The sequence below is a fragment of the Lysobacter sp. DMC97 genome (assembly GCF_056313745.1).
In genome coordinates, this window is record NZ_JBQUZR010000003.1 from 546,803 (window position 1) to 567,439 (window position 20,637).

At 70.8% G+C, this 20,637-nt stretch carries 16 protein-coding genes; 11 read left to right on the forward strand and 5 right to left on the reverse strand.

The genetic code is table 11. The annotated features are described in order from the left end of the window. Window positions 1-117 precede the first annotated feature (117 nt). Window positions 118-1,002 (reverse strand): UbiA family prenyltransferase, encoded by an 885-nt coding sequence (locus tag ACT53Q_RS08665; RefSeq protein ID WP_476186256.1) that lies wholly within the window; start codon window positions 1,000-1,002, stop codon window positions 118-120. Window positions 1,003-1,183: 181 nt separating this feature from the next. Here ACT53Q_RS08665 and ACT53Q_RS08670 point away from each other — a divergent pair, with 181 nt between their 5' ends. The 5 genes from ACT53Q_RS08670 to ACT53Q_RS08690 all read left to right on the forward strand — a co-directional run bounded on the left by ACT53Q_RS08670 (window position 1,184) and on the right by ACT53Q_RS08690 (window position 8,150). Beyond that, on the forward strand, window positions 1,184-2,002 hold the full coding sequence (locus tag ACT53Q_RS08670; RefSeq protein WP_476186257.1) for a DUF2189 domain-containing protein: 819 nt from the start codon (window positions 1,184-1,186) through the stop codon (window positions 2,000-2,002). Window positions 2,003-2,068: 66 nt separating this feature from the next. Continuing rightward, window positions 2,069-2,416 (forward strand): zinc ribbon domain-containing protein YjdM, encoded by a 348-nt coding sequence (locus ACT53Q_RS08675; RefSeq protein WP_476186258.1) that lies wholly within the window; start codon window positions 2,069-2,071, stop codon window positions 2,414-2,416. 320 nt (window positions 2,417-2,736) lie between these two features. Continuing rightward, on the forward strand, window positions 2,737-4,155 hold the full coding sequence (locus tag ACT53Q_RS08680; RefSeq protein WP_476186259.1) for an alpha-amylase family protein: 1,419 nt from the start codon (window positions 2,737-2,739) through the stop codon (window positions 4,153-4,155). Window positions 4,156-4,477: 322 nt separating this feature from the next. Further along, complete coding sequence (locus tag ACT53Q_RS08685) at window positions 4,478-6,385, forward strand: diguanylate cyclase (RefSeq protein WP_476186260.1); 1,908 nt, start codon at window positions 4,478-4,480, stop codon at window positions 6,383-6,385. Window positions 6,386-6,797: 412 nt separating this feature from the next. Next, window positions 6,798-8,150 carry a TIGR03013 family XrtA/PEP-CTERM system glycosyltransferase gene (locus tag ACT53Q_RS08690; protein ID WP_476186352.1) on the forward strand — a complete coding sequence of 451 codons (1,353 nt, stop codon included), beginning with the start codon at window positions 6,798-6,800 and terminating at the stop codon, window positions 8,148-8,150. 24 nt (window positions 8,151-8,174) lie between these two features. On the opposite strand, the gene ACT53Q_RS08695 is transcribed toward ACT53Q_RS08690, so the two are convergent. From ACT53Q_RS08695 to ACT53Q_RS08710, 4 genes are read right to left on the reverse strand one after another with little or no spacing between them, the layout of a single operon-like run. Beyond that, window positions 8,175-9,329: a glycosyltransferase gene (locus ACT53Q_RS08695; protein WP_476186261.1), complete on the reverse strand. Its 1,155-nt coding sequence runs from the start codon at window positions 9,327-9,329 to the stop codon at window positions 8,175-8,177. A 10-nt stretch (window positions 9,330-9,339) separates the two neighbouring features. Next, window positions 9,340-11,427, reverse strand: a complete 2,088-nt coding sequence (locus ACT53Q_RS08700) for an NAD-dependent epimerase/dehydratase family protein (protein WP_476186262.1) — start codon at window positions 11,425-11,427, stop codon at window positions 9,340-9,342. Beyond that, a complete protein-coding gene (locus ACT53Q_RS08705) occupies window positions 11,424-12,623 on the reverse strand; it encodes a glycosyltransferase (RefSeq protein ID WP_476186263.1) in 1,200 nt (399 codons plus the stop codon). The genes ACT53Q_RS08700 and ACT53Q_RS08705 overlap by 4 nt, the downstream gene beginning before the upstream one ends. Further along, the gene (locus ACT53Q_RS08710) at window positions 12,620-13,351 is read right to left on the reverse strand and encodes a hypothetical protein (RefSeq protein WP_476186264.1); all 732 of its coding nucleotides are present in this window, start codon (window positions 13,349-13,351) and stop codon (window positions 12,620-12,622) included. The genes ACT53Q_RS08705 and ACT53Q_RS08710 overlap by 4 nt, the downstream gene beginning before the upstream one ends. A 130-nt stretch (window positions 13,352-13,481) precedes the next feature. On the opposite strand from ACT53Q_RS08710, the gene ACT53Q_RS08715 reads away from it, so the two are divergent. From ACT53Q_RS08715 to ACT53Q_RS08740, 6 genes are read left to right on the forward strand one after another with little or no spacing between them, the layout of a single operon-like run. After that, a complete protein-coding gene (locus ACT53Q_RS08715; protein ID WP_476186265.1) occupies window positions 13,482-14,585 on the forward strand; it encodes a polysaccharide deacetylase family protein in 1,104 nt (367 codons plus the stop codon). Between the two features lie 4 nt (window positions 14,586-14,589). Then, complete coding sequence (locus ACT53Q_RS08720; protein WP_476186266.1) at window positions 14,590-15,918, forward strand: O-antigen ligase family protein; 1,329 nt, start codon at window positions 14,590-14,592, stop codon at window positions 15,916-15,918. Next, the gene (locus ACT53Q_RS08725) at window positions 15,915-17,462 is read left to right on the forward strand and encodes an oligosaccharide flippase family protein (RefSeq protein WP_476186267.1); all 1,548 of its coding nucleotides are present in this window, start codon (window positions 15,915-15,917) and stop codon (window positions 17,460-17,462) included. Before ACT53Q_RS08720 ends, ACT53Q_RS08725 begins: the two co-directional genes overlap by 4 nt. Continuing rightward, window positions 17,459-18,817 (forward strand): phenylacetate--CoA ligase family protein, encoded by a 1,359-nt coding sequence (locus tag ACT53Q_RS08730; RefSeq protein ID WP_476186268.1) that lies wholly within the window; start codon window positions 17,459-17,461, stop codon window positions 18,815-18,817. The genes ACT53Q_RS08725 and ACT53Q_RS08730 overlap by 4 nt, the downstream gene beginning before the upstream one ends. Beyond that, window positions 18,814-19,953: a glycosyltransferase gene (locus tag ACT53Q_RS08735; RefSeq protein WP_476186269.1), complete on the forward strand. Its 1,140-nt coding sequence runs from the start codon at window positions 18,814-18,816 to the stop codon at window positions 19,951-19,953. Before ACT53Q_RS08730 ends, ACT53Q_RS08735 begins: the two co-directional genes overlap by 4 nt. Continuing rightward, window positions 19,950-20,627 carry a polysaccharide deacetylase family protein gene (locus ACT53Q_RS08740; RefSeq protein WP_476186270.1) on the forward strand — a complete coding sequence of 226 codons (678 nt, stop codon included), beginning with the start codon at window positions 19,950-19,952 and terminating at the stop codon, window positions 20,625-20,627. The genes ACT53Q_RS08735 and ACT53Q_RS08740 overlap by 4 nt, the downstream gene beginning before the upstream one ends. Window positions 20,628-20,637 lie beyond the last annotated feature (10 nt).

Here is a 20,637-nt window from a genome sequence, read left to right on the forward strand (position 1 = left end):
TCGTTTTTCATCTCGCCAGTCCGGTACAGGCCCGGACTGGCTCGCGACGAATCAAGCGCTTGCTTTGTCGTCGCGGCCATCCCTGGTCGCGCTGACAGGCTGCTTTTCGACAGCCTGTCAGCGCGGCGCGGCGAACAGGGCCGCCGCCATCAGCGCGCCGTGCAGGTGCAGGGTCGCGAGCGTGGCGACGATCGCGGGCCGCAGCCGCTGCGGCGTCGCGGCATGGCGCGCGACCTCGCGGGCGGCGAACAGCGCCAGCGGCAGCGTCGCCAGCGACCACAGCGCCGTCGTCGGCAGCGCATCGAGGGCCACGCCGGCGACGACCGCCGCATGTGCGAGCAGCGCGATCGCCGCGTACAGGCGCGCGGCCCCGCGCGGCCCGAGCGCGACCGCCAGCGTGCGCTTGCCCGCACGCGCGTCGCCGTCGGCATCGGGCAGGCCGTTGACCAGCAGCAGGTCGGCGACCAGCAGCGCATAGCCCGCGGTGGCGGCGATCGGCAGCAGGTCGACATGGCCGCGTTGCACCAGGTCAGCGCCGATCGCGACCAGCCACCATGCCGCCGCCACCGTCGCCTCGCCCAGCTGCCGCGTCATCAGCCGCAGCGGCGGCATCGAATAGGCCCAGCCGAGGCCGAGCCCGACGCCGCCGATCGCCCACACCGCCGGCATGCGCAACCACAGCGCCAGCGCGATGCCGCCGAGCGCGCACGCACCGAGCAGCGCCAGCGCGAACCGCCGCGTCTGCGCGGCATCGACCTCGCCGCGCGCGATCAGGCCCGCGCCGCCGGTGAAGGGTGCGATGCCGCCGGTGTTCGCCGCGTCCGCGCCGTTGACCGCATCGGCGTAATCGTTGAGCACGTTGGCCGCGGCGTGCGCGAGCACCGCCAGCAGCAGCGTCGCGAGTGCCAGCGGCGGCGAGAGGCGAACGCCCGAGGCGTGCGCCGATGCCAGGCCGATCGCGACCGCGACGACGGTGGCGGTGAGGAAGGCCGGGCGGGTCATGCGCCAGAGTGTCGGGGCGTCGGGCAGCGCGACGCGGGTCCGGAGCGGTGTCGTGGCGTGTGTGGAAGATGGGTCGGTCATCACGGCATGGTAATCGCCCGTGGCCCGGCGTCGCGGGGCTTCCGCCGCGGCGCCGGCGGTTGTAGGGTGATGCGATGCGTTCCAGACGCGGGAGGGCGTCATGGAAGAGCAGTCCGGCCAACCGCCGTCGCCTCGCGACGGCGACGCGGCAGCGTCGCAACAAGACGACGCGCCCGTCCGCCCCTTCGTCGTGCCCTGCGCGACGCTCGGCTTCGATGCGCCCTGGCGCTGGCTGCGCGCGGGCTGGCGCGACCTGCGCGCCGCGCCTGCGCTGACGTCGGTCTTCGGCGTGGTCATCCTGCTGGTCAGCGCAGGCATCTCGCTGCTGGCGTGGAAACTCGGCCGTTTCGCGCTGCTGGCGACGCTGCTGTCGGGCTTCGTCTACGTCGCGCCGCTGATCTGCGTCGGCCTGTATTGCGTCAGCCGCGCGCTGGAACGCGGGCGCACGCCGCTGCTGGCGGAATCGTTCGTGCTCGCGAAGCGCGTGGCCGGGCAGGCGGGCGTGTTCGCGCTGGCGCAGGGCGTGATCGTGCTGCTGTGGTCGCGCGCCGGCATGATGGTCGGCGCGTTCTTCCCGATCGACGAGAGCAACGCCGACACGGTGTGGCAGTTCCTCGCGATCGGCTCGGCGGTCGGTTCGATCTTCGCCGCGCTGACCTTCGCCGTGGCCGCGTTCTCGCTGCCGATGATCGCCGACCGCGACGTCGACATGGTCACCGCCTGCGTCTCCAGCATCAACGCGGTGCTGCGCAACAAGGGTGTGATGGCGCTGTGGGCGGGGATCATCGTCGTGCTGACCGCGGCGGGCTTCGCGACCGGCCTGCTCGGGCTGGCGCTGCTGATGCCGTGGCTGGCCTACGCGGCCTGGCACGGGTATCGCGAGACGCTGGACGCCGCCGCCTGGCCCGCGCTGGAGTGAGCCGGCACTCGGCCGGTCGGTGGCGCGATCGGCGATAATCGCGGTTTCCCTCCCACGGACACCGCGATGACCGCCCTGCCGAACTGCCCGCTCTGCGCCATGCCCAACACCTACGAGGACGGCGACAACTTCGTCTGCGCCGACTGCGGGCACGAGTGGCCGATCGCCGGTGGTGCCGGCGAGGCATCGGGCGAAGCGACGACGGTGCGCGACAGCAACGGCAACCTGCTCGCCGATGGCGACACCGTGGTGGTGATCAAGGACCTGAAGGTGAAGGGCTCGTCGATCCCGCTGAAGCAGGGCACGGTGATCAAGCACATCCGCCTGGTCGACGGCGACGCCGAGCACATCGAAGGCAACTCCGACAAGATCAAGGGCCTGGTGCTGAAGACCTGCTTCCTGCGCAAGGCCTGATCCGCGCACCGCGCATGTGCCTCGATGCGCATCGAGGCACATCGCGACGATCGCACCGCTCCGCCTGCGCATGCGCGTGAATCGTATTCATGCGCGCATTCGTGATCGTCGTCGACGAGCTTTTCCCTGAAAACGTATGCACCTGCGCGTGCTGCGGCGCGATGCGGTCCTAGCATGCGTCGGCATCGCGGCAGGGAGCCGCGATGCGTCGCCTGCATGCGGGATCGCCATGCCGCCGCCACCGTCGCCATCGCCGCGACGGCGCAGGGACGCGTTCAATCGCCACGGCGTGGCCATGCCCGGTCACAGGGAGAAACCGCATGTCGTCCGAATCGAAGTCCGTCGCCCGTTCCGCCACGCTCCGCGCCTGCACCGTCGCCCTGCTCGCGGCCTCCGCCGTCGGCCAGGCCCGCGCCGATGCCGTGCTCCATGCCTTCAACTGGACCTACGCCGACGTGCAGGCGCACGCCGCGGACATCCAGTCCGCCGGCTACAAGGCGGTGCTCGTCGCGCCGGCCTATCGCTCCGAAGGCAGTGCGTGGTGGGCGCGCTACCAGCCGCAGGATTACCGGCTGATCCACAATCCGCTGGGCGACACCACCAGTTTCCGCAACATGGTCACCGCGCTGCGCGCGAAGGGCATCGACGTCTACGCCGACGTGGTGCTCAACCACATGGCCAACGAATCCGCGCAGCGCAGCGACCTGAACTACCCGGGCAGCCGCGTGCTCGGCATCTACGCCGGCAATTCGGCGTACTACGGCGGCCTGCGGATGTTCGGCAACCTGAGTTTCAATTACCTCAGCGGCAGCGACTTCGGGCCCGCCAACTGCATCAGCAACTACAGCGACGTGTGGCAGGTGCAGAACTGGCGCCTGTGCGGCGGCGCCGGCGATGCGGGCCTGCCGGACCTGACGGGCAGCAGCTACGTCATCGGGCAGCAGCAGGAATACCTGCGTCAGCTGAAGGCGCTGGGCGTGAAGGGCTTCCGCATCGACGCGGCCAAGCACATGCCGTTCTCGCACATCAACGGCGTGCTGACCGCCGACATCAAGAGCGGCATGTACGTGTTCGGCGAGATCATCACCGGCGGCGGTGTCGGCAACAGCGAGTACAACCAGTTCCTGCAGCCGTACCTGCAGAACACCGATCACGCCGCCTACGATTTCCCGCTGCAGGCGCAGCTGCGCAGCGCGTTCGGCCTCGGCGGCAATCTGGCGACGCTGTCGGATCCCGCCTCCGTCGGGCAGGCGCTGCAGGGCAACCGCGCGCTGACCTTCACGATCACGCACGACATCCCGAACAACAGCGGCTTCCGCTTCATGCTGATGGACCCGACCGACGAGACGCTGGCCTACAGCTACCTGTTCGGCCGCAACGGCGGCAAGCCGATGGTGTTCTCCGACCACAACGAAAGCGGCGACAACCGCTGGGTCAACGCCTACCTGCGCAACGACATCAAGGGCATGGTCCGCTTCCACAACGCCGTGCAGGGCACCGACATGCAGGTGCTGTCGTCGAGCAGCTGCCACCTGCTGTTCCGCCGTGGCAGCCTGGGCATCGTCGGCATCAACAAGTGCGGCAGCACGGTCAACACGACGATCAACATGAACAACAGCGTCCTGTGGTGGTACGCCAACTACACCGACACGCTGGGCTCGGGCAGCGTCGTCAACATCGGCAGCGCCAGCTACACCTTCAGCCTGCCGGCCCGCAGCGCGCGGATGTGGCTGCGCTGAACCGGTGCCGCCGCGGCCCGTGTTGCCCGGTTTCGCGGGCACGGGCCGCGGCGGCGACATGAATCGCGGCCCCCTCCGGAGGCAAATCCGCGGCCGGAACGCGATCCAGGCCGCAAATTTCCGGTGGTTGCGCCCCTAGAATCGCCCCATGCGCCTCCCGGGGTTCCTCCGGGAGGCACGACGATCGATCGGCCGCAGGGGGCGGAACATGCATCGAGAGCCCATGACCCGCCTCCGGGTCGCCCGTGGCGTGGCGTGCGGTGGCAGCCACCGCACGCTGCGTCCTCCGCGATCGCGCCGCTGCGTGCCAGACTGAGACGGCATGCCGATCCGGAATCCCCGTTCCCTGCGCCGATGGTGGCTGCTGCTGGCCTGGGCGGCCAGCTTCGCCCTGTCCGCCGCGCCGGCCCCGGCCTCCGCGCCGGCGTCGACCGCGCAGGTGCGTGCGCTGATGGCGCAGGCCGACGAGGAAGTCGAGCGCGATCCCGATGCCGCGCTGCGCATCCTCGCTCGCGCGATCGACATGGCCGATCGCCTGGGCGATGCCGCGCTGCGCCGCGAGGTCGAGGTCGACGCCTGCGACGCGCGCGGCGTGCTCGCGCCTGTGGCCGCGCAGGCCCAGGCCGAGGCCGGATTGCGCGCCGCGTGGACGGCGAAAGACGGCAAGGCGGCCGCCGGTTTCCACGCCTGTCGCGGCGCGGCGCTGGATCACCAGGGGCATCCGGTGGAGGCGGCGGTCGAATACGAAGCCGCGGTGATGCAGGCCGAACGCGCCGAGAGCCGCGATGTCCTGGCCGACGCGCTCGCCGTGCGCGGCGAGAGCCGCCACTACCAGGGCCGCTACGACGAAGCCATCGCCGACCTCGATCGCGCCTACGCGATCAGCGTCGAACTGGGCCTGGTCAGCGAGCAGCGCTATGCGCTCAACGCCATCGCCAACGTCTACAGCGACGAGAACGTCGGCGAGTACGACAAGGCCATCAGCTACTACCGGCAGCTGCTCGAACAGGATCGCGCCGCCAACGCGCGCCTGGGCGAAGCGACGACCCGCTACAACATCGCGTCCGCGCTGGAGAAGAAGGGCGCCTACGCGCAGGCATTGACGGAATACCGGCAGGCGCTGGAGACCTACACCGCCGCGGGCGACCGCAGTTCGACCGCCGAGACCGAGCGCGCGATCGGTTCGCTGCTGGTACGGCAGGGCAAGGCGGAGGAGGCGCTGCCGTGGATCGAGCGGGCGCAGGGCCGTTTTGCGGACCTCGGCGACGAGGAGAGCTTCGAACGCTGCCGCCTGCCGCACGCACGGGCGCTGCGTGCGCTGGGCCGCCTGCGCGAGGCCGGCGCCGAGCTCGATCTGGCCGAGCGCCATTTCCGCAGCAGCCAAAATCCGCGCTTCCTCGCCAGGATCTATGCGGAGATGGCCGAGCTGCACGCCGCCGCCGGCGACTGGCGCAAGGCGTACGAGGCCTCGGTGGCGTATCGCAACGCGCAGGCGCAGCTCGATCGCCGCGCCCGCGAGGAACAGACCTCTCGACTGCGCGTGCAGTTCGACACCGCCAAGAAGGAACAGGAGAACCGCGCGCTGCTGATCGAGAACGCCCATCGCGGCGAGGCGCTGCGATCGGCGGAACGCATGCGCACGCTGCAGCGGGTGACGATCATGCTCGGCGCGGCCCTGCTGCTGCTGCTCGGCATGATGGCGCTGCAGCAGCTGCAGAAGGGGCATCGGCTGCGCCTGCTGGCGATGACCGACGACCTCACCGGCCTGCCGAACCGGCGCGGCATCCTCGATGCGCTCGAGCGCGGGCTGTCGGCGCATCGCGAAGACGGCCGGCCGCTGTCCATCGCGGTGTTCGACATCGACCACTTCAAGCACATCAACGATGCCCACGGCCACCATGGCGGCGATCGCGTGCTGGAGAGCATCGCCGCGGTCGCGCGCGCGCGGACGCCCGAGGGCGGCAGCGTCGGCCGGCTGGGCGGCGAGGAGTTCCTGATGGTCCTGCCCGGCATGGACGCGACTGCCGCATGCCGGGTGGCCGAGGCGTTGCGCGAAGCGGTATCCGCGGGCGCCGGTCTCGGCCTGCCGGACGACGCGACCCGCGTGACCATCAGTCTCGGTGTCGCCGGGGCGCAGGCCGACGAGCGCAGCGAGACCCTGCTGCGCCGGGCCGACGATGCGCTGTACCGCGCCAAGCGCGAGGGGCGCGACCGCACCGAACTGGGCTGAGTGCCCGCGCGGCATCGGGAGCGGGGCCGGCGAGGCGTTCGATTTTCCGATGCGAGTCTGTTGAAGATTTCGAACGATTGTTTCCGTCGATCGGATTCGTTCGCGGCAGGGCCTCGTCTTGCCTGCATGGATGGAACGATGCGGGCCGCCTGTCGTGGCCTGGTTTCACGATTTGTGACGTTGATCGATACTGTGACGGGGGCAGGATGCCGCGTGGCGTGGAAAACGCACCGCCTTGCCCGACGACAGGGGGTGGTCTGCACAGGGGGAATGTGCGGGACGATCGAAGCCGTCCGTCCATCGCGACGGAGGGACTCGTTCGTCGCGCGCCTGTCCGCCGTCCCCGTTCACGTCTTTCAGGGGGACAGGATTGAAGACCGTTCGATCGAGTCGGAAGCAGCACGCCATCCGCGTGCTGTGGTGTACCGAAACCTGCGCGTTGATGCTGGCGGTGCTCATGGCCGCGCGCCTGCGCTTCCACGGCGATCCCTTGGGGATGCAATCGTTTGCCGTCGGCATCGCGCCGCGCGCGCTGCTGGTCGCGCTGTGCGTCACCGGGGCGATGTTCACCTTCGGCCTGTACCAGAGCTACGTCCGCCACCGGCGGATCGACCTGCTGCTGCGCATCGCGCTGTCGTTCGTGCTGGGCGGCGTGGCGCTGCTGACGATCTACTACGTGGTGCCGGGCACCTACATCGGCCGCGGCGTGCTCGCGATCGCGCTGGCGACCGGCGCGTGCGCGGTGATGGCGATCCGCTGGCTGGTGTCGCGGCTGTCGGCCGCGCAGATGCTGAAGCAGCGTGTGCTGATCTACGGCGCGGGCAACAACGCGAACCTGATCAACACCCGGCTGCGCCGGAAGAGCGATCGCCAGTCGTTCAACGTCCTCGGTTTCGTGCCGGCGCCGAACCAGCCGATCCACGTCGATCCCGAGCACGTGATCCACACCGACGAGACGCTGTGCACGCTGGCCGACCGGCTGGACGTGGACGAGATCGTCATCGCGCCGGACGAGCGCCGCGGCGGCATGCCGATGGAACAGATGCTCAAGTGCGTGCAGCAGGGCGTGCTGATCACCGACCTGTCGACCTTCTTCGAGCGCGAGGCCGGCATGGTCCAGCTCAACGTGGTCGATCCGTCGTGGCTGGTGTTCTCCGGCGGCTTCGACTACTCCACGCCGCGACGGCTGACCAAGCGCTTCTTCGACCTGCTGGCCGCCGGTGCGCTGCTGGCGGTGGCCTGGCCGGCGATGCTGCTGACGGCGATCGCGGTGAAGCTGGAATCGAAGGGGCCGGCGATCTACCGGCAGGTGCGCGTGGGCGAACACGGCCGCCATTTCGAGATCGTGAAGTTCCGCAGCATGCGCGTGGACGCCGAGAGCGACGGCGTGGCGCGCTGGGCGCAGCCCGGCGACGACCGCAGCACGCGCGTCGGCAAGTTCATCCGCAAGACCCGGCTCGACGAGTTGCCGCAGCTGCTGCTCGTCATCACCGGCGAGATGAGCTTCGTCGGCCCGCGCCCGGAGCGCCCGCAGTTCGTTGAGATGCTGGCGCAGGAAATCCGCTACTACGACGTGCGCCATTCGGTGAAGCCGGGCCTGACCGGCTGGGCGCAGCTGCGCTATCCGTACGGCGCGTCGGTCCGCGACGCCAACGAGAAGCTGAAGTACGACCTGTTCTATGTGAAGAACCACGGCATGATCTTCGACCTGATGATCATGCTGCAGACGGTCGAAGTGGTGCTGTTCGGACGCGGCGCGCGCTGATCGCGCCGCGGGTCCTGCGCACGGTCAGCGGCGCGCTTCGGCGAGGGCTTCCTCGCAGGCGAGCAGCGTGTCCGCCGCGACCGCGTCCCAGTCGCGCGAGAAGCGTCGCGCCAGCGCATCGGTGTCCCAGCTGCGATCGAGCGCATCGCGCAGCCCGCCCGCGAGCGCCGTCGCATCGCGTGCCGGCACCAGCAGGCCCGACGCGGCGTCGACGACTTCCGGAATGCCGCCGACCGGCGTCGCCACCACCGGCCGGCCGCACGCCAGCGCCTCGACCAGCACGTTGGGATGGCCTTCGGAATAGCTCGGCAGCGTGACGACATCCGCCGCCGCCATCCAGCGCGCGACGGCCTGCGCGTCCTGCGCGCCGGGCAGGTGCAGCCGATGCGGTGCCGCGGCGACGCGTGCATCGAGTTCGGCGCGCATCGGGCCATCGCCGACCAGCGCGAACTGCAGTCGCGGCCGCGACGACGCCAGCGAGGCGGTCGCGTCGAGCAGTTCGCGCAATCCCTTTTCCGGCACGAGCCGGCCGACGTAGACCACCAGTTCGGCATCGGCATCCAGCCCCAGCGCGGCGCGCGCGGCGGCGCGATCCTGCGGATGGAAGATCGAGGCATCGCAGCCGTTGGGGATCGCGCGGATGCGCGCCGGATCGGCGCCGTAATCGCGCACCGCGACGCGGCCGAGGTCCTCGCTGACCACCAGCAGGCGCCGCGCGGACTGCACCACCGGCTCCGTCAGCCGGCGGCTGATCGCGTCGCGCACGCGCAGGTCCGAGCCGCGCGCACCGGCGACCAGCGGCACATTCGCGTGCCGCGCCGCGCGCATCGCGCCGTAGGCGTCGGGATACAGCCAGTACGACAGCACCACGTCGGGCGCGAATGCGCGCAGCGGCGCGTGCAGCGCGTGCGCGCAGAGCGCGCCGTTGAACGGCCGGCTGATCGCGGGCAGCGCCGGGTATTCGACGTACTGCACGTCGATCCCGGGCACGACGTGCGCGGGATCGGCGGCACGGAACAGGTAACTGCGCGGCCGCGCCCAGCGCGGATAGGTCGCGATCGGGCTGAGCACGCGCACGTCGGCCAGCCGCGACAGCGCGCGCACGGTCTGCAGGATCGGCCGGCCGCGGTTGGGCTCGCCAGCGATCGGGAACTGCGAGGTGACGATCAGCAGGCGCATGCGGCGACCGTCAGCGCTTCTCGGCGCCGAAGGTGATGTCGAGTCCGCGCTTCACGCCCACGCGCGGCGTCCAGCCGAGCACGTCGCGCGCCGCCGACACGTCGAAATTCGCCAGCGGCCGCAGCGAGCGCACGCGGTAGCGGGTCAGCGGAACGTCGCGCTTCAGCACCTTGCCGAGCAGCTCGACGCCGATCGCCAGGCACATGAACACCCATTGCGGCACCCACAGCTTTTTCAGCGACGCGCCGAGTTTCGCCTGGCAGCGGCGCAGGTAGGTGGTGCGATCGACGGTGTCGGTGGCGACGAGGTTGAAGGTGCGGCCCAGCGCCTTCGGGTTTTCGGCAGCGAGCAGCAGCGCGTCGACCACGTCGTCGCGATACACCAGCGGCAGCGGGCGGCGACCGCTGCCGATCGCGACCCAGCGGCCGGCCAGCGCGATGGTGCCGTTGGGCGTGACCTGCTCCGCGCCGGGGCCGAAGATCTGGCCGGGACGCAGGATCACCGCCGGCAGGCCGTCGTCGACGATCGCGCGATGCACCGCGTCCTCGGCGGTCAGCTTGGTCTGGGTGTAGGCGCCGCGCCATTGCGGGTACGGCTCGAAGCGGTAGTCCTCGGTCAGCGTTTCGTTTTCGCGGCGACCGGCGTGGTCGAACACGCTCATCGAACTCACGTACACCAGCCGCGGGCTGCCGTGCTTGCGGCACGCATCGAGCACGTTGCGCGTGCCCCACACCGTGCCGGATTCGAAATCGCGCGGGCCGCCGCGCATCGCCGCGCCGACGTGGTAGACGATGCCCGCGCCGGCGACGGCGTGGTCGACGATCCGCGGATCGCCGAGATCGCCGATGACCTGCTGCACGCCGGCGTCGTCGCGGAACGCGGCGACCGGGCGACGCACCAGCACGCGCACGGTCTGGCCGCGTTCGCGCAGCGCGGCGACCACGGCCTTGCCGAGGAAACCGGCGGCGCCGGTGACCAGCGCATCGGCCGGCGGCAGCGCGACGTAACGCGATGCCAGCTGCTGCGTGCGTTCGCGATCGGGCGCGGCGCACAGCGGATCGAGCAGGCGCGCGATCCGCAAACCGTCCTCGGCGGGGAAGGGCGGCGCCTCGCCGCGATGCACGGCGCGCGCGAACGCTTCCGCGCCGGCGCGGATGCCCGGCGACGGCTTCAGCCGGCCGGTCGCGAAGCGCAGCACGTTCATCGGGATGCGCACGCTGTCCTTCACCGCGGCGAAGAAGCCGTTGAGCAGGATGCCGATGAACTTCGGCCCCGGCAGTTCGCGATGCACGCGGCAGGTCTGGGTGAACCGATCGACCTCGATCCGGCCGCGCTTGCCGCGCACGGTCAGCCGGTTCTCCATCGGCCGCGCGTTCCACGACAGCAGCAGCCGGCCGACACCGGTGGCGGTCAGCGCCTGCGCCTGCCATTCGTCGAACGCGATCTGGGGGTTGTCGCCGCGCGACTGGTACTGCACCTCGGCCTGCGCGATCGGGCCGAGGAACGCCTCCAGCGTGTACAGGCCATGGACGCCGAGGTCGCGGAACGCATACGAACCCTGTGCGACCAGCCCCGGCAGCGGGCCGCCGGCGTAGGGCGGATAGTCGGAGTTGCGCATGATGTCGACCGAGCGCACGTCGCCGATCGCGCCGCTGCGGACGGTGGCCAGCGCCTGCATCAGCACCGGGTCGAAGAGATCGGAATGGTTCACGCCGAGCGTCAGCCCGGTGGCCTTGGCCTTCGCGAGCATGGCTTCGCAGTCGGCGGCGCTGTCGGCCATCGGCTTCTCGACCAGCACGTGGCAGCCCATGTCCATCGCCTGGATCGCCAGCGTCGCGTGCGAGGCCGGCGGCGTGAGCACGTAGACGACGTTGGGCGTCGCATCGGCCAGTTCGCCCAGCGTGGCGGCGACGCGCGCGATGCCGAAGCGCTTCGCGAGCGCCTGCGCGGCGTCGAGATTGCTGTCGCAGAGGCCGACGAGGTCGACGAAGTCCAGCCGCGACAGCGCGGCGAGATGGTGCGTGGCGACGTAGCCCGCGCCGATGATGGCGACGCGGAGACGGGCGGGCGGGGACGTGCTGGTGGACGACAGGGTCATGAACGGACTGCGGAAGGAGGATTCGGGGAAAGCCGCGCGGCGACTTCGGCGAGGACGGCGTCGACGCGCGCGTCCCAGGTCTGGTCGGCGACGGCGGCCATGCGCGCGGCGACGGCCTCGGGCGCATCGTCGGCGACGGCGGCATCGAGCGCGGCGAGGAACTGTTCGCGACCGTCGACCAGGCGCACCACATGCGCGAACTTCTCGATCTCGGGATTGCGCACGCTGACCACGGCCTTGCCGGCGGCGAGGTATTCGCGCAGCTTCAGCGGATTCGCGTTGGCGACCTGGCGGTTCAGGCGGTACGGGATGATCGCGGCGTCGAACGCCTTCGACCACTGCGGCAGGCTCGCGTACGGCTGCGCGCCCGCGAGGCGCACGTTCGGCAGCGCGCGCAGGTCGTCGACGTTCACGTGGGCGTGGCCGACCAGCAGGAAGGTCCACTGCGGGCGCTGCTGCGCTAACCACTGGATCAGCGGCACGTCGATCCATTCGTGGATCGAGCCGATGTAACCGACGACCGGCCGCGGCAGGTCGCGCGCCAGCGCGGGCACCGGCGTCGCCGGATCCTGCGCCTGCGCGAACAGGGCGACGTCGACGCCGTGCGGCGAAAAGACCGTGTGCGCGTTGAGCGCGCGCTTGGCGTCGAGCAGCGCCGGCGGCGCGACGCAGAGCAGGTCGGCGCGACGGCTCAGGGCCTCGTCGCGCTGCGCGATCAGCGCGGCGTCGACGCCCGGATGCGCGGCGTAATCGTCGATGCAGTAGTAGACGACGAGGTCCTCGCCGAGCCGCCCCGCATGCACGCCCGGATGCGGCACGACGAACCACGAGATGCGCTTGCGGATGCCGGCGAGGCGCAGCGCGCGGCGCACCGCCCAGCGGCCGAACAGGCGATTGAAGGCGTCGACGCCGGGCAGGCGGCGGAACGGCAGTTGCGGCACCGTGCAGTGCCAGAGGCCGTCGGCGACGCGCGTGGGCCGCCTGAATGCGGCGAGCAGCTTGCGCGCCGCGCGCTTGAGATCGCGGCCGGAGGCGTTCGGCGCGCGCATGCCGGGCGAATCGACGTACAGCACCGGCAGCCGCTGCGCGAGCCGGGTCGCGACGTGGTGGCTGCTGGTGCGGTTCTCGGCGAACCAGTCGTTGCCGAAATACACGATGCCGTGGCCCGCGAGCGCAGGCGGCGCGGGCTCGGTCATTCGCAGGGGCCTTCGGCGTCGGACGACGGCGTCACGTCGGCGACGTCCACCGGCAGCGTCCGCTCGGCCGCACTGTGCCAGCCGGCGACGCGGTCGCAGCGGAAATCCACCCAGGACGGGCCGTAGTGCCAGCGCAGCGCATGCATCTCGAGCGGTTCCCCCAGGCGCTTGCGCACCGTGTCTTTGTCCTGTCCCGTCGCGAGCCAGTTGGACGGGGCCGGGGCGGCGTCTCCGATCGCGTTCCGGACCGCACCGCTCCCCACGGCAGCGGCCAGCGCGACGACGAGCGCCACCGCCATGACGGCGATGGTCGCCAGCGGATAACGCGACATTCTGCCGAATCCGGCCGCGGGATGCGATGCGGCCGCGGCATCCGCGCGTCGCCACGTCGGCGTTTCGGCGGCGGTCGGCGCTGCCGGTTCCGCCATCGGCGAGGCGCGTTCCGCCGCGGGGCGCACGAGCCGCAATCCCGGCGCCGGTGCGCCCGGCAGGCGTCCGAAACGGGCATGGAACGCGACCGCTGCGGTGTAGGCCCGGTTCAAATGCTGCAATCGTCCGGTATCCTCCGCAGTCCCGCCGAGATCGGGGTGCAGCCGGGCGACGCGACGTCGCCGGGCGAGGCGCAGTTCGGCGAGCGAGCAGGTCGCATCGAGCCCGAGTTCTCGGTACATCGCCGCGAAATCCGGCGGTGCAGCATCGGGCGGCGTACCGCGGTCCTGTTCGCCCATGCGCGTGCGTCCCCGTTGCCGCCGTGCCGATCAAACGCGCAGTGGACCGCGTCCGGCCGGGCTTTGCAAGCGCGGTCGGATGCCGTGGACGGCGGCCGGTGGGGACGGGAAATGACGTAAGGCAGAGGTGATGGGGGATCCGGAACAGGGGGCGCAGGTGCAGGCGGAGAACGGCGGCGAGCCGTCGGCCGGTCTCAGGCCGCGGCTGGCGCGCGCGCTGCACCGCATCGGGACATTGCCGCTGGCAGGGCGTCTTCGTGGCGCGCTGCGCGGCGATGTGCGCATCCTCGCCTACCATCGCGTGCTGGAGACGGCGGTGCCGGACGATTTCCGCTTCGATCCCGATCTGGTCAGCGCTTCCGCGGAAGGTTTCCGCGAACAACTGCGCATCGTCCGCCGGCGGTTCTCGCCGATGCGCTTCGACGAACTGCTGGCGCGGCTCGACCGTGGCCGCCGGCTGCCGCGCCGCGCGGTGCTGATCAGCTTCGACGACGGCTACGACGACAACCACCGCGTCGCCTATCCGCTGCTGCGCGAGGCCGGGTTGTCGGCGATGTTCTTCGTCTCCACCGGCCACATCGATTCCGGACGTCCCTTCGCCTACGACTGGCTGGTGCACATGCTGTGCAGCGTGCAGGACGCCCACCTGCATGCGCCGGAGCTGGGGCTCGACCTGCGGTTGCCGGAAACGCTGGCGGCGCGGCGGGCGCTGGCGGCGCACGTGCTCGATCGCCTCAAGCGGCTGTCGGCGGAGGCGCAGCAGGCACTGGTCGACCGCCTGCAGGCGGACTGGGACATGCCCGACACCGCGGGCCATCCCGATTGCCGGCCGATGACCTGGGCGCAACTGCGCGAGATGCGCGAGGGCGGCATGGAGATCGGGTCGCACGGCGTGCGCCACCGCATGCTGGCGAAGATGCCGCGCGAGGAGATGCGCGCGGAGCTGGAGGCCTCGCGGCAGGCGATCGAGCGCGGGATCGGCGTCGCGCCGCTGGCGGTGTCGTACCCGGTCGGCGGCGTCGATGCCTACGACACCGCGGTGCTGGAGGCCGCGCGATCGGTCGGCTACGGCGTGGGCTGCAGTTACCTCGCCGGCGCGCAGCCGCTGCGCTGCGGCGCGCGCCACGACTGGCGGCGCATCCCCGTGGAGCGCGCCACCGACCCGGCCTGGTTCGAGGCGATGCTGTCCCTGCCCGAGATCTTCTGCTACCGCTCGCGCAGCAGGACGGGGTAGGCGCATGTTCGTCGCGCTGCTGCTGTATCTGCTGCTGGTGCTGATCCGGCCCCAGGACTATCCGGCGCTGGCGGACTACGCCACCCTGCCGCTGCAGCCGGTGGTACTGCTGATCGCGGCCGGGTTCTGGATGTTCTCGCCGAACAAGCGCTTCGAGGCGCCGCAGTACGTGCTGCTGGCCTGCTTCTTCATGGCGATGCTGGCCTCGCACGTGTTCAACGGCTGGGTCGGCGGCGCGATCGAGCAGTTCGGCAAGTTCGCGCCGATCGTGCTGGCCTACGTGGTGTTCGCGAACGGACTGGACCGGCGCAGCCGGATCCTGAAGGTCATGGCGGTGTTCGCCTTCTGCGGCGCGGTGCTCGCGGTGCACGGCATCGAGCTGGCGACCACCGGCCAGAGCTGGACCGGGATCGAACTGTCGCAGGGCACGCGCATCCAGTACGTCGGCATCTTCAACGATCCCAACGACCTCGGCATGCTGTTCGTGGCCTGCGTGCCGATGGCGGCGTACCTGGGCAGTCGCGGCGGCCTGATGGGCCTGCGCCGGCTGTTCTGGACGATCGCGCTGGGCGTGCTGGTCTACGGCGTGTATCTCACCGATTCGCGCGGCGCGCTGCTCGCGCTGCTGGCGGTGATGGGCGTTTACATCTGGCAGCGTCGTGGCCTGATGACCGCCGGCGCGCTGGGGGCGATGGCGGTCGGCGTGCTGCTGGCGCTGCCGTCGCGGTTCAGCGAGATCGATCCCGAGGAGGAATCGGCGCAGGGCCGCGTCGAATCGTGGTTCGAGGGGCTGCAGATGTTCCGCGAGCATCCGCTGTTCGGCGTCGGCCCCGACCAGTACACCGACTACAACCCGCTGACCGCGCACAATTCCTTCGTGCTGGTGCTGGCCGAGACCGGCATCATCGGTTTCACGATCTGGCTGGCGTTCGTGATCTACGGCTTCCGCATGATGTGGACCGGCTCGCGCCCGCTGGGCGAACTGACCTGGGAAAGCGACGCCGCGCCTGCAGCCGACGGCGACGCCGAGAGCGCGCTGGCCGAACTCGACGCGATCGAGGCCGACATGGCCGAAGGCCGCGCGATCTCGATGACCCTGCTGCTGTCGCTCGTCGGGTTCTTCACCGCGTCGTTCTTCCTCAGCCGCAGCTACGTGATCGTGCTGTACCTGCTGTCGGCGCTGGTGGTGGCGCAATACACCGACCAGCGGCGCGGGGACCCGGGATTGCCGGTCTTCGTGCTGGGCGACGATCTGCTGCTGTGGCCGGTGGTCGGCGTATGCAGCGCGATCGGCCTCTACATCGTGGTCAAGATCCTGCTGGTGATGCAATGAGCCTGCGCGCACGGACCCTGCGCAACACGATGTTCTCCTCGGTGGCGATGTACACCGAGTACGTGCTGGGCATGGTCACGTCCATAGTCATTGCCCGCCATCTCGGGCCCGAGGGCTTCGGCGCCTACGGGGCCGCGATCTGGCTGGTGGGCATGGGCGTGGCCGCGACCAACTCCGGCACCGCCACCACCGCGATCCGCTTCGTGGCCGAACTGCGCGGCGCCGGGCGCGAGGAGCTGGTGCGGCCACTGGTGGCCTACCTGCGCCGCGTGCAGCGCACGTTCCTGGCGGCGGTGCTCGCGATCGGCGCGCTGGCGCTGTGGCTGGCGGGGTCGAAGGTCGCGCCGGGCTTCGACCATCGCCTGCTGTTCGGCTTCCTCGTGGTCTCGATCGCGCTGCGCTCCAGCTACATGTTCAACATCGGCGTGGCCAAGGGGCTGGAGGATTTCCGCATCAACGCGCGGGTCGCGCTGGTGGCTGCGCCATTGAATCTGGTGCTGGCGGCGTTGGTGGCGTGGCTGGACAAGCCGGTGGAATGGCAGCTCGGCGTGTTCCTGGTGTCCGGCGCGGTGTTCTTCGCGATGTCGTGGACGCAGGTGCAGGCGCTGCTGCCGCCGGGCGAAGGCCGGCCCGCGCTGCCCGCCGACCTCGTGCCGCGCATCCGCCGGCAGATGCTGTACGCGACGATGATCGTCACCGTCGGCTTCGTCGTCGCCAGCGAGGTCGAGGTGATGTTCCTCAACGCCGGTGGCCTGGCGCACGACGCCGGCCAGTTCAAGGTCGGTTACCAGCTGGCCAGCGGCGCGGCCACGCTGGTGCCGGGCGTGTTCGCCGCGCTGCTGCTGCCGATGATGGCCAGCGCGCTGACCCAGGGCCGTGCCGTCGCCGGCAGCCGCTTCGCCGCGTCGACGGTCTATCTCACGCTGCTGGCCGCGCCGCTGACGACGTTCGGCATCGCGCTGTCGGGCGCGCTGGTCCACGTGTTGTACGGCGCGCGTTACGACAGCGCGGCGTCGGTGTTCGCGCTCTGCCTCGCCGGCAGCGCGCTGCTGGCCACGGCGCAGGGGGCCACGAGTCTGTTGATCAGCGCCGATCGCCAGCGCCTGGTGCTGATCCTGATCGTGACCTGCGGGCTGTCGAAGCTCGCGCTGGATGCTTGGCTGATCCACGCCGACGGCCTGCGCGGCGCGCTGATCGCCTTCGCCGTCGTCGCGGCGTTCAATGTCGTCGCCAACTTCACGCTGGCGATCCGCGAGTGCGGCGTGTCGCCGGACTGGGCGCGGCTCGGCCGCATCCTGCTGGCCGGCCTCTGCGCCTCCGCGCCGGCGGCGCTGCTGGCGGTGTGGCTGCCGCCGCTCGCCGCGTTGCTGGCGGGCGCGGCGTGCGCGGCGACCTACCTGCCGTGGACGCTGGCGCTGCGCTGCTGGTCGCGCAATGACATCGCGCACATGCTGCAACTGCACGCGCGGCTGATGCGCGGCCACCCGCGCTTCCTCGCGCGCCTGTTCGCGTGGGGCGATGCGCGCATGGAGATCACCGCATGAGTCTGTACGCACCGCTGTTCCGCCGCGTGCTGTACCCGGCCTACGAGTCCGGACTGCGTCGGCGCGACACGTTCGCCCACCTCGCGCGGTACGAACGTGACCAGTGGCGCTCGCCCGACGAGTTGCAGGCGCTGCAGTGGCAACGGCTGCAGGCCCTGATCGCGCACTGCTGGGAGCATGTGCCGTTCTACCGGCAGTGGTGGGGCGACGCGGGCGTGACCGCCGCCGCGGACATCCGCGATCGCGACGACTACGCGCGCCTGCCGGTGCTGACGAAGGCAACGATCCGGGAACATTTCGAATCGCTGATCGCACCGTCGCGCCGCGACGGCCTGTATTTCAAGGCGACCGGCGGTTCCACCGGCGAGCCGATGCGCTTCGGCTACACCCGCGAGAGCTACGAGCGCCGGGTCGCGGTGATGTACCGCGGCTATGGCTGGAGCGGCGCGCACCTCGGCCAGCGCACGGTCTACCTGTGGGGCGCGCCGGTGGCGGCGCCGGCCGGCTTCGGGCTGTTCAAGGACCGGCTGTACCACGCGGCGTTCAACCGGCGGATGCTCAACGCCTTCGACATGGACGAACGGCGCATGGCGGAGTACGCCGACGTCATCGACCGTTTCCGCCCGGAAACCATCATCGGTTACGTCGGGCCGCTGTACGAACTGGCGCGCTGGATCGAGCGCCATGGCCGTACGCCGCATCGGCCGAAACGCGTGCTCGGCGCGGCCGAGGCGCTGCTGCCGCACCAGCGCGAGACGATCGAGCGCGTGTTCGGTGCGCCGGCCTACGACACCTACGGCTGCCGCGAGGTCATGCTGATCGCCGCCGAATGCGAGGCCCGCGATGGTCTGCACATCAACACCGACCATCTGCACGTCGAATACGTCGGCGCTCATGCCGGCGCCGACGTCGACGGCCCGCGCGAACTGGTGATCACCGACCTGTCGAACGACGGCATGCCGCTGATGCGCTATCTAAACGGCGATCTCGGCACACCGGGCAAGACCACCTGCGCCTGCGGCCGCGGCCTGCCCAAGCTGGCGAAGGTCGACGGCCGCAAGCTCGACGCGCTGCGCACCGCCGACGGCCGCCTGCTGCCCGGCGAATACTTCGTGCACACGCTGATGAACCTCCGCGGCTTCAGCAAGTACCAGGTGGTGCAGCGCCGGATCGATGCGCTGGTCGTGCGCCTCGTGCCCGAGCCGGATTACGGCCCGCACGTCGAGGATGCGATCCGCACGGAACTGCGCAAGCTGGTCGGCGACAGCATCGCGATCGAGTTCGAGCAGGTCGACCGGATCGCGCTCACCGCCAGCGGCAAGCACCGCGTCACCCTCTGCGAGCTGCCGTCGTGAGTGGTACGCACATCGCCCCCGGCACGCTGGACATCGTCCATGTGGTCGAGACGCTGGAGCGCGGCGGCCTCGAACGCATGGTCGTCGATCTCGCCGCCGCGCAGCGCGCCGCAGGGCATCGGCCGCAGGTGATCTGCCTGTACCGTCCCGGCCTGCTGGCCGCGGAGCTGCCGGCGCTGGGCATTCCGCTGCACGATTGCGGCAAGCGCAGCGGCTTCGACGTGCGCGCCCTGCGTCGCCTGCTCCACTGGCTGCGCGCGGCACCCGGGGCGGTGCTGCACACCCACAACGCGAACGCGCACTACCACGCCGTGCTCGCCGCGACCGGGCTGCCGCTGTCGCGCATCGTGAACACCCGGCACGGCATGGGCGCGTCGCAAACGCGCGGCCGACTGGAGTGGCTGTATCGCCGCGCGATGCGTCGCACCGATGCCGTGGCCGCGGTCTGCGAGGCCGCGCGCGCCCTGTTCGCTGCGCACGGCGTGAACCCGCGCGGTGCGCTGCTCGCGGTGCCGAACGGCATCCGCATCGAACGCTTCGAGGCGTCGACGCCGACGCACCGCGCCGCCCTCCGCGCCGCGCTGGGATTGTCGGAAGACACGCGCATCGTCGGTACCGTCGGCCGGCTCAATCCGGTCAAGGATCAGTCGATGCTGCTGCGCGCCTTCGCGCGCGTGCACGGCGGCATGGCGGACACCGCGCTGGTGCTGGTCGGCGACGGCCCGCTGCGCGAGACGCTGGCGACGGAAGCGGCGGCGCTCGGCATCGGCGATGCGGTGCGCTTCCTCGGCGATCGCGGCGACGTCGATGCGTTGTTGCCGGGCTTCGACATCTTCGTGCTGTCCTCGCGCAGCGAAGGCTATTCGATGGCGCTGCTCGAAGCCTGTGCCGCGGGCTTGCCGATCGTCGCGACCGATGTCGGCGGCAACCGCGAGATCGTGCGCGACGGCGTCAACGGCCGCGTGGTGACGGGCGGCAGTGACGTCGTGCTGGCCGAGGCGATCGCGTCGCTGCTGCGCGATGGCGACGCCGCGGCGGCGATGGGCCGCGCCGGCCGCGACTGGGCGCTGCGCGAAGCGTCGGTGGACGCGATGATGCGTCGTTACGACGCGCTGTACGAAGGACGCCTGCCGTGAATCCGAGACCCAGGAAACTCCAGCTGCTGCGCTGGCTGCCCGATCGCTGGGTCCTGACCCGCGGCGAAACGGGCCGGCGCGTGCTGCATCTCACCTTCGACGACGGCCCGAACGAGACGCACACGCCGCCGCTGCTGGACCTGCTGGCCGCGCACGACGCGCGCGCCGACTTCTTCCTGATCGGCGATCGCGCCGAGCAGTCGCCGCAACTCGTCGAACGGCTGGTGCGCGAAGGCCATGCCCTCGGCAATCATTCGTGGCACCACCGCCACTTCGATGCACAGCCGCCGGCCGCGCAGCGCGCCGAGATCGACCGCACCGATGCGCTGCTGGCGCGCTTCGATGGACGCACGCGCCACGATTTCCGCCCGCCGCGCGGACTGCTGCCGCGCGGCCTGATGCTGGACTGCCTGCGCCACGGCACGCGCATCGCCTACTGGTCGTACGACACGCTCGACTACAGTCGGCGTCCGGTGGCGGAGCTGATCGCGTCCGCGCGCCGGCATCCGCCGCGGCCGGGCGACATCCTGCTGATGCATGACGACGCCGAAGCGTCGCTGTGCCTGCTGGAGACGATGCTGCCCGAGTGGAAGGCGGCGGGCTTCACGTTCAAATCGTTGCCGCCGTGTCCGCGCGAAGACCGCGCGGAGCGGTCGCGGAAGGGCACCCCATGATCGATACCGA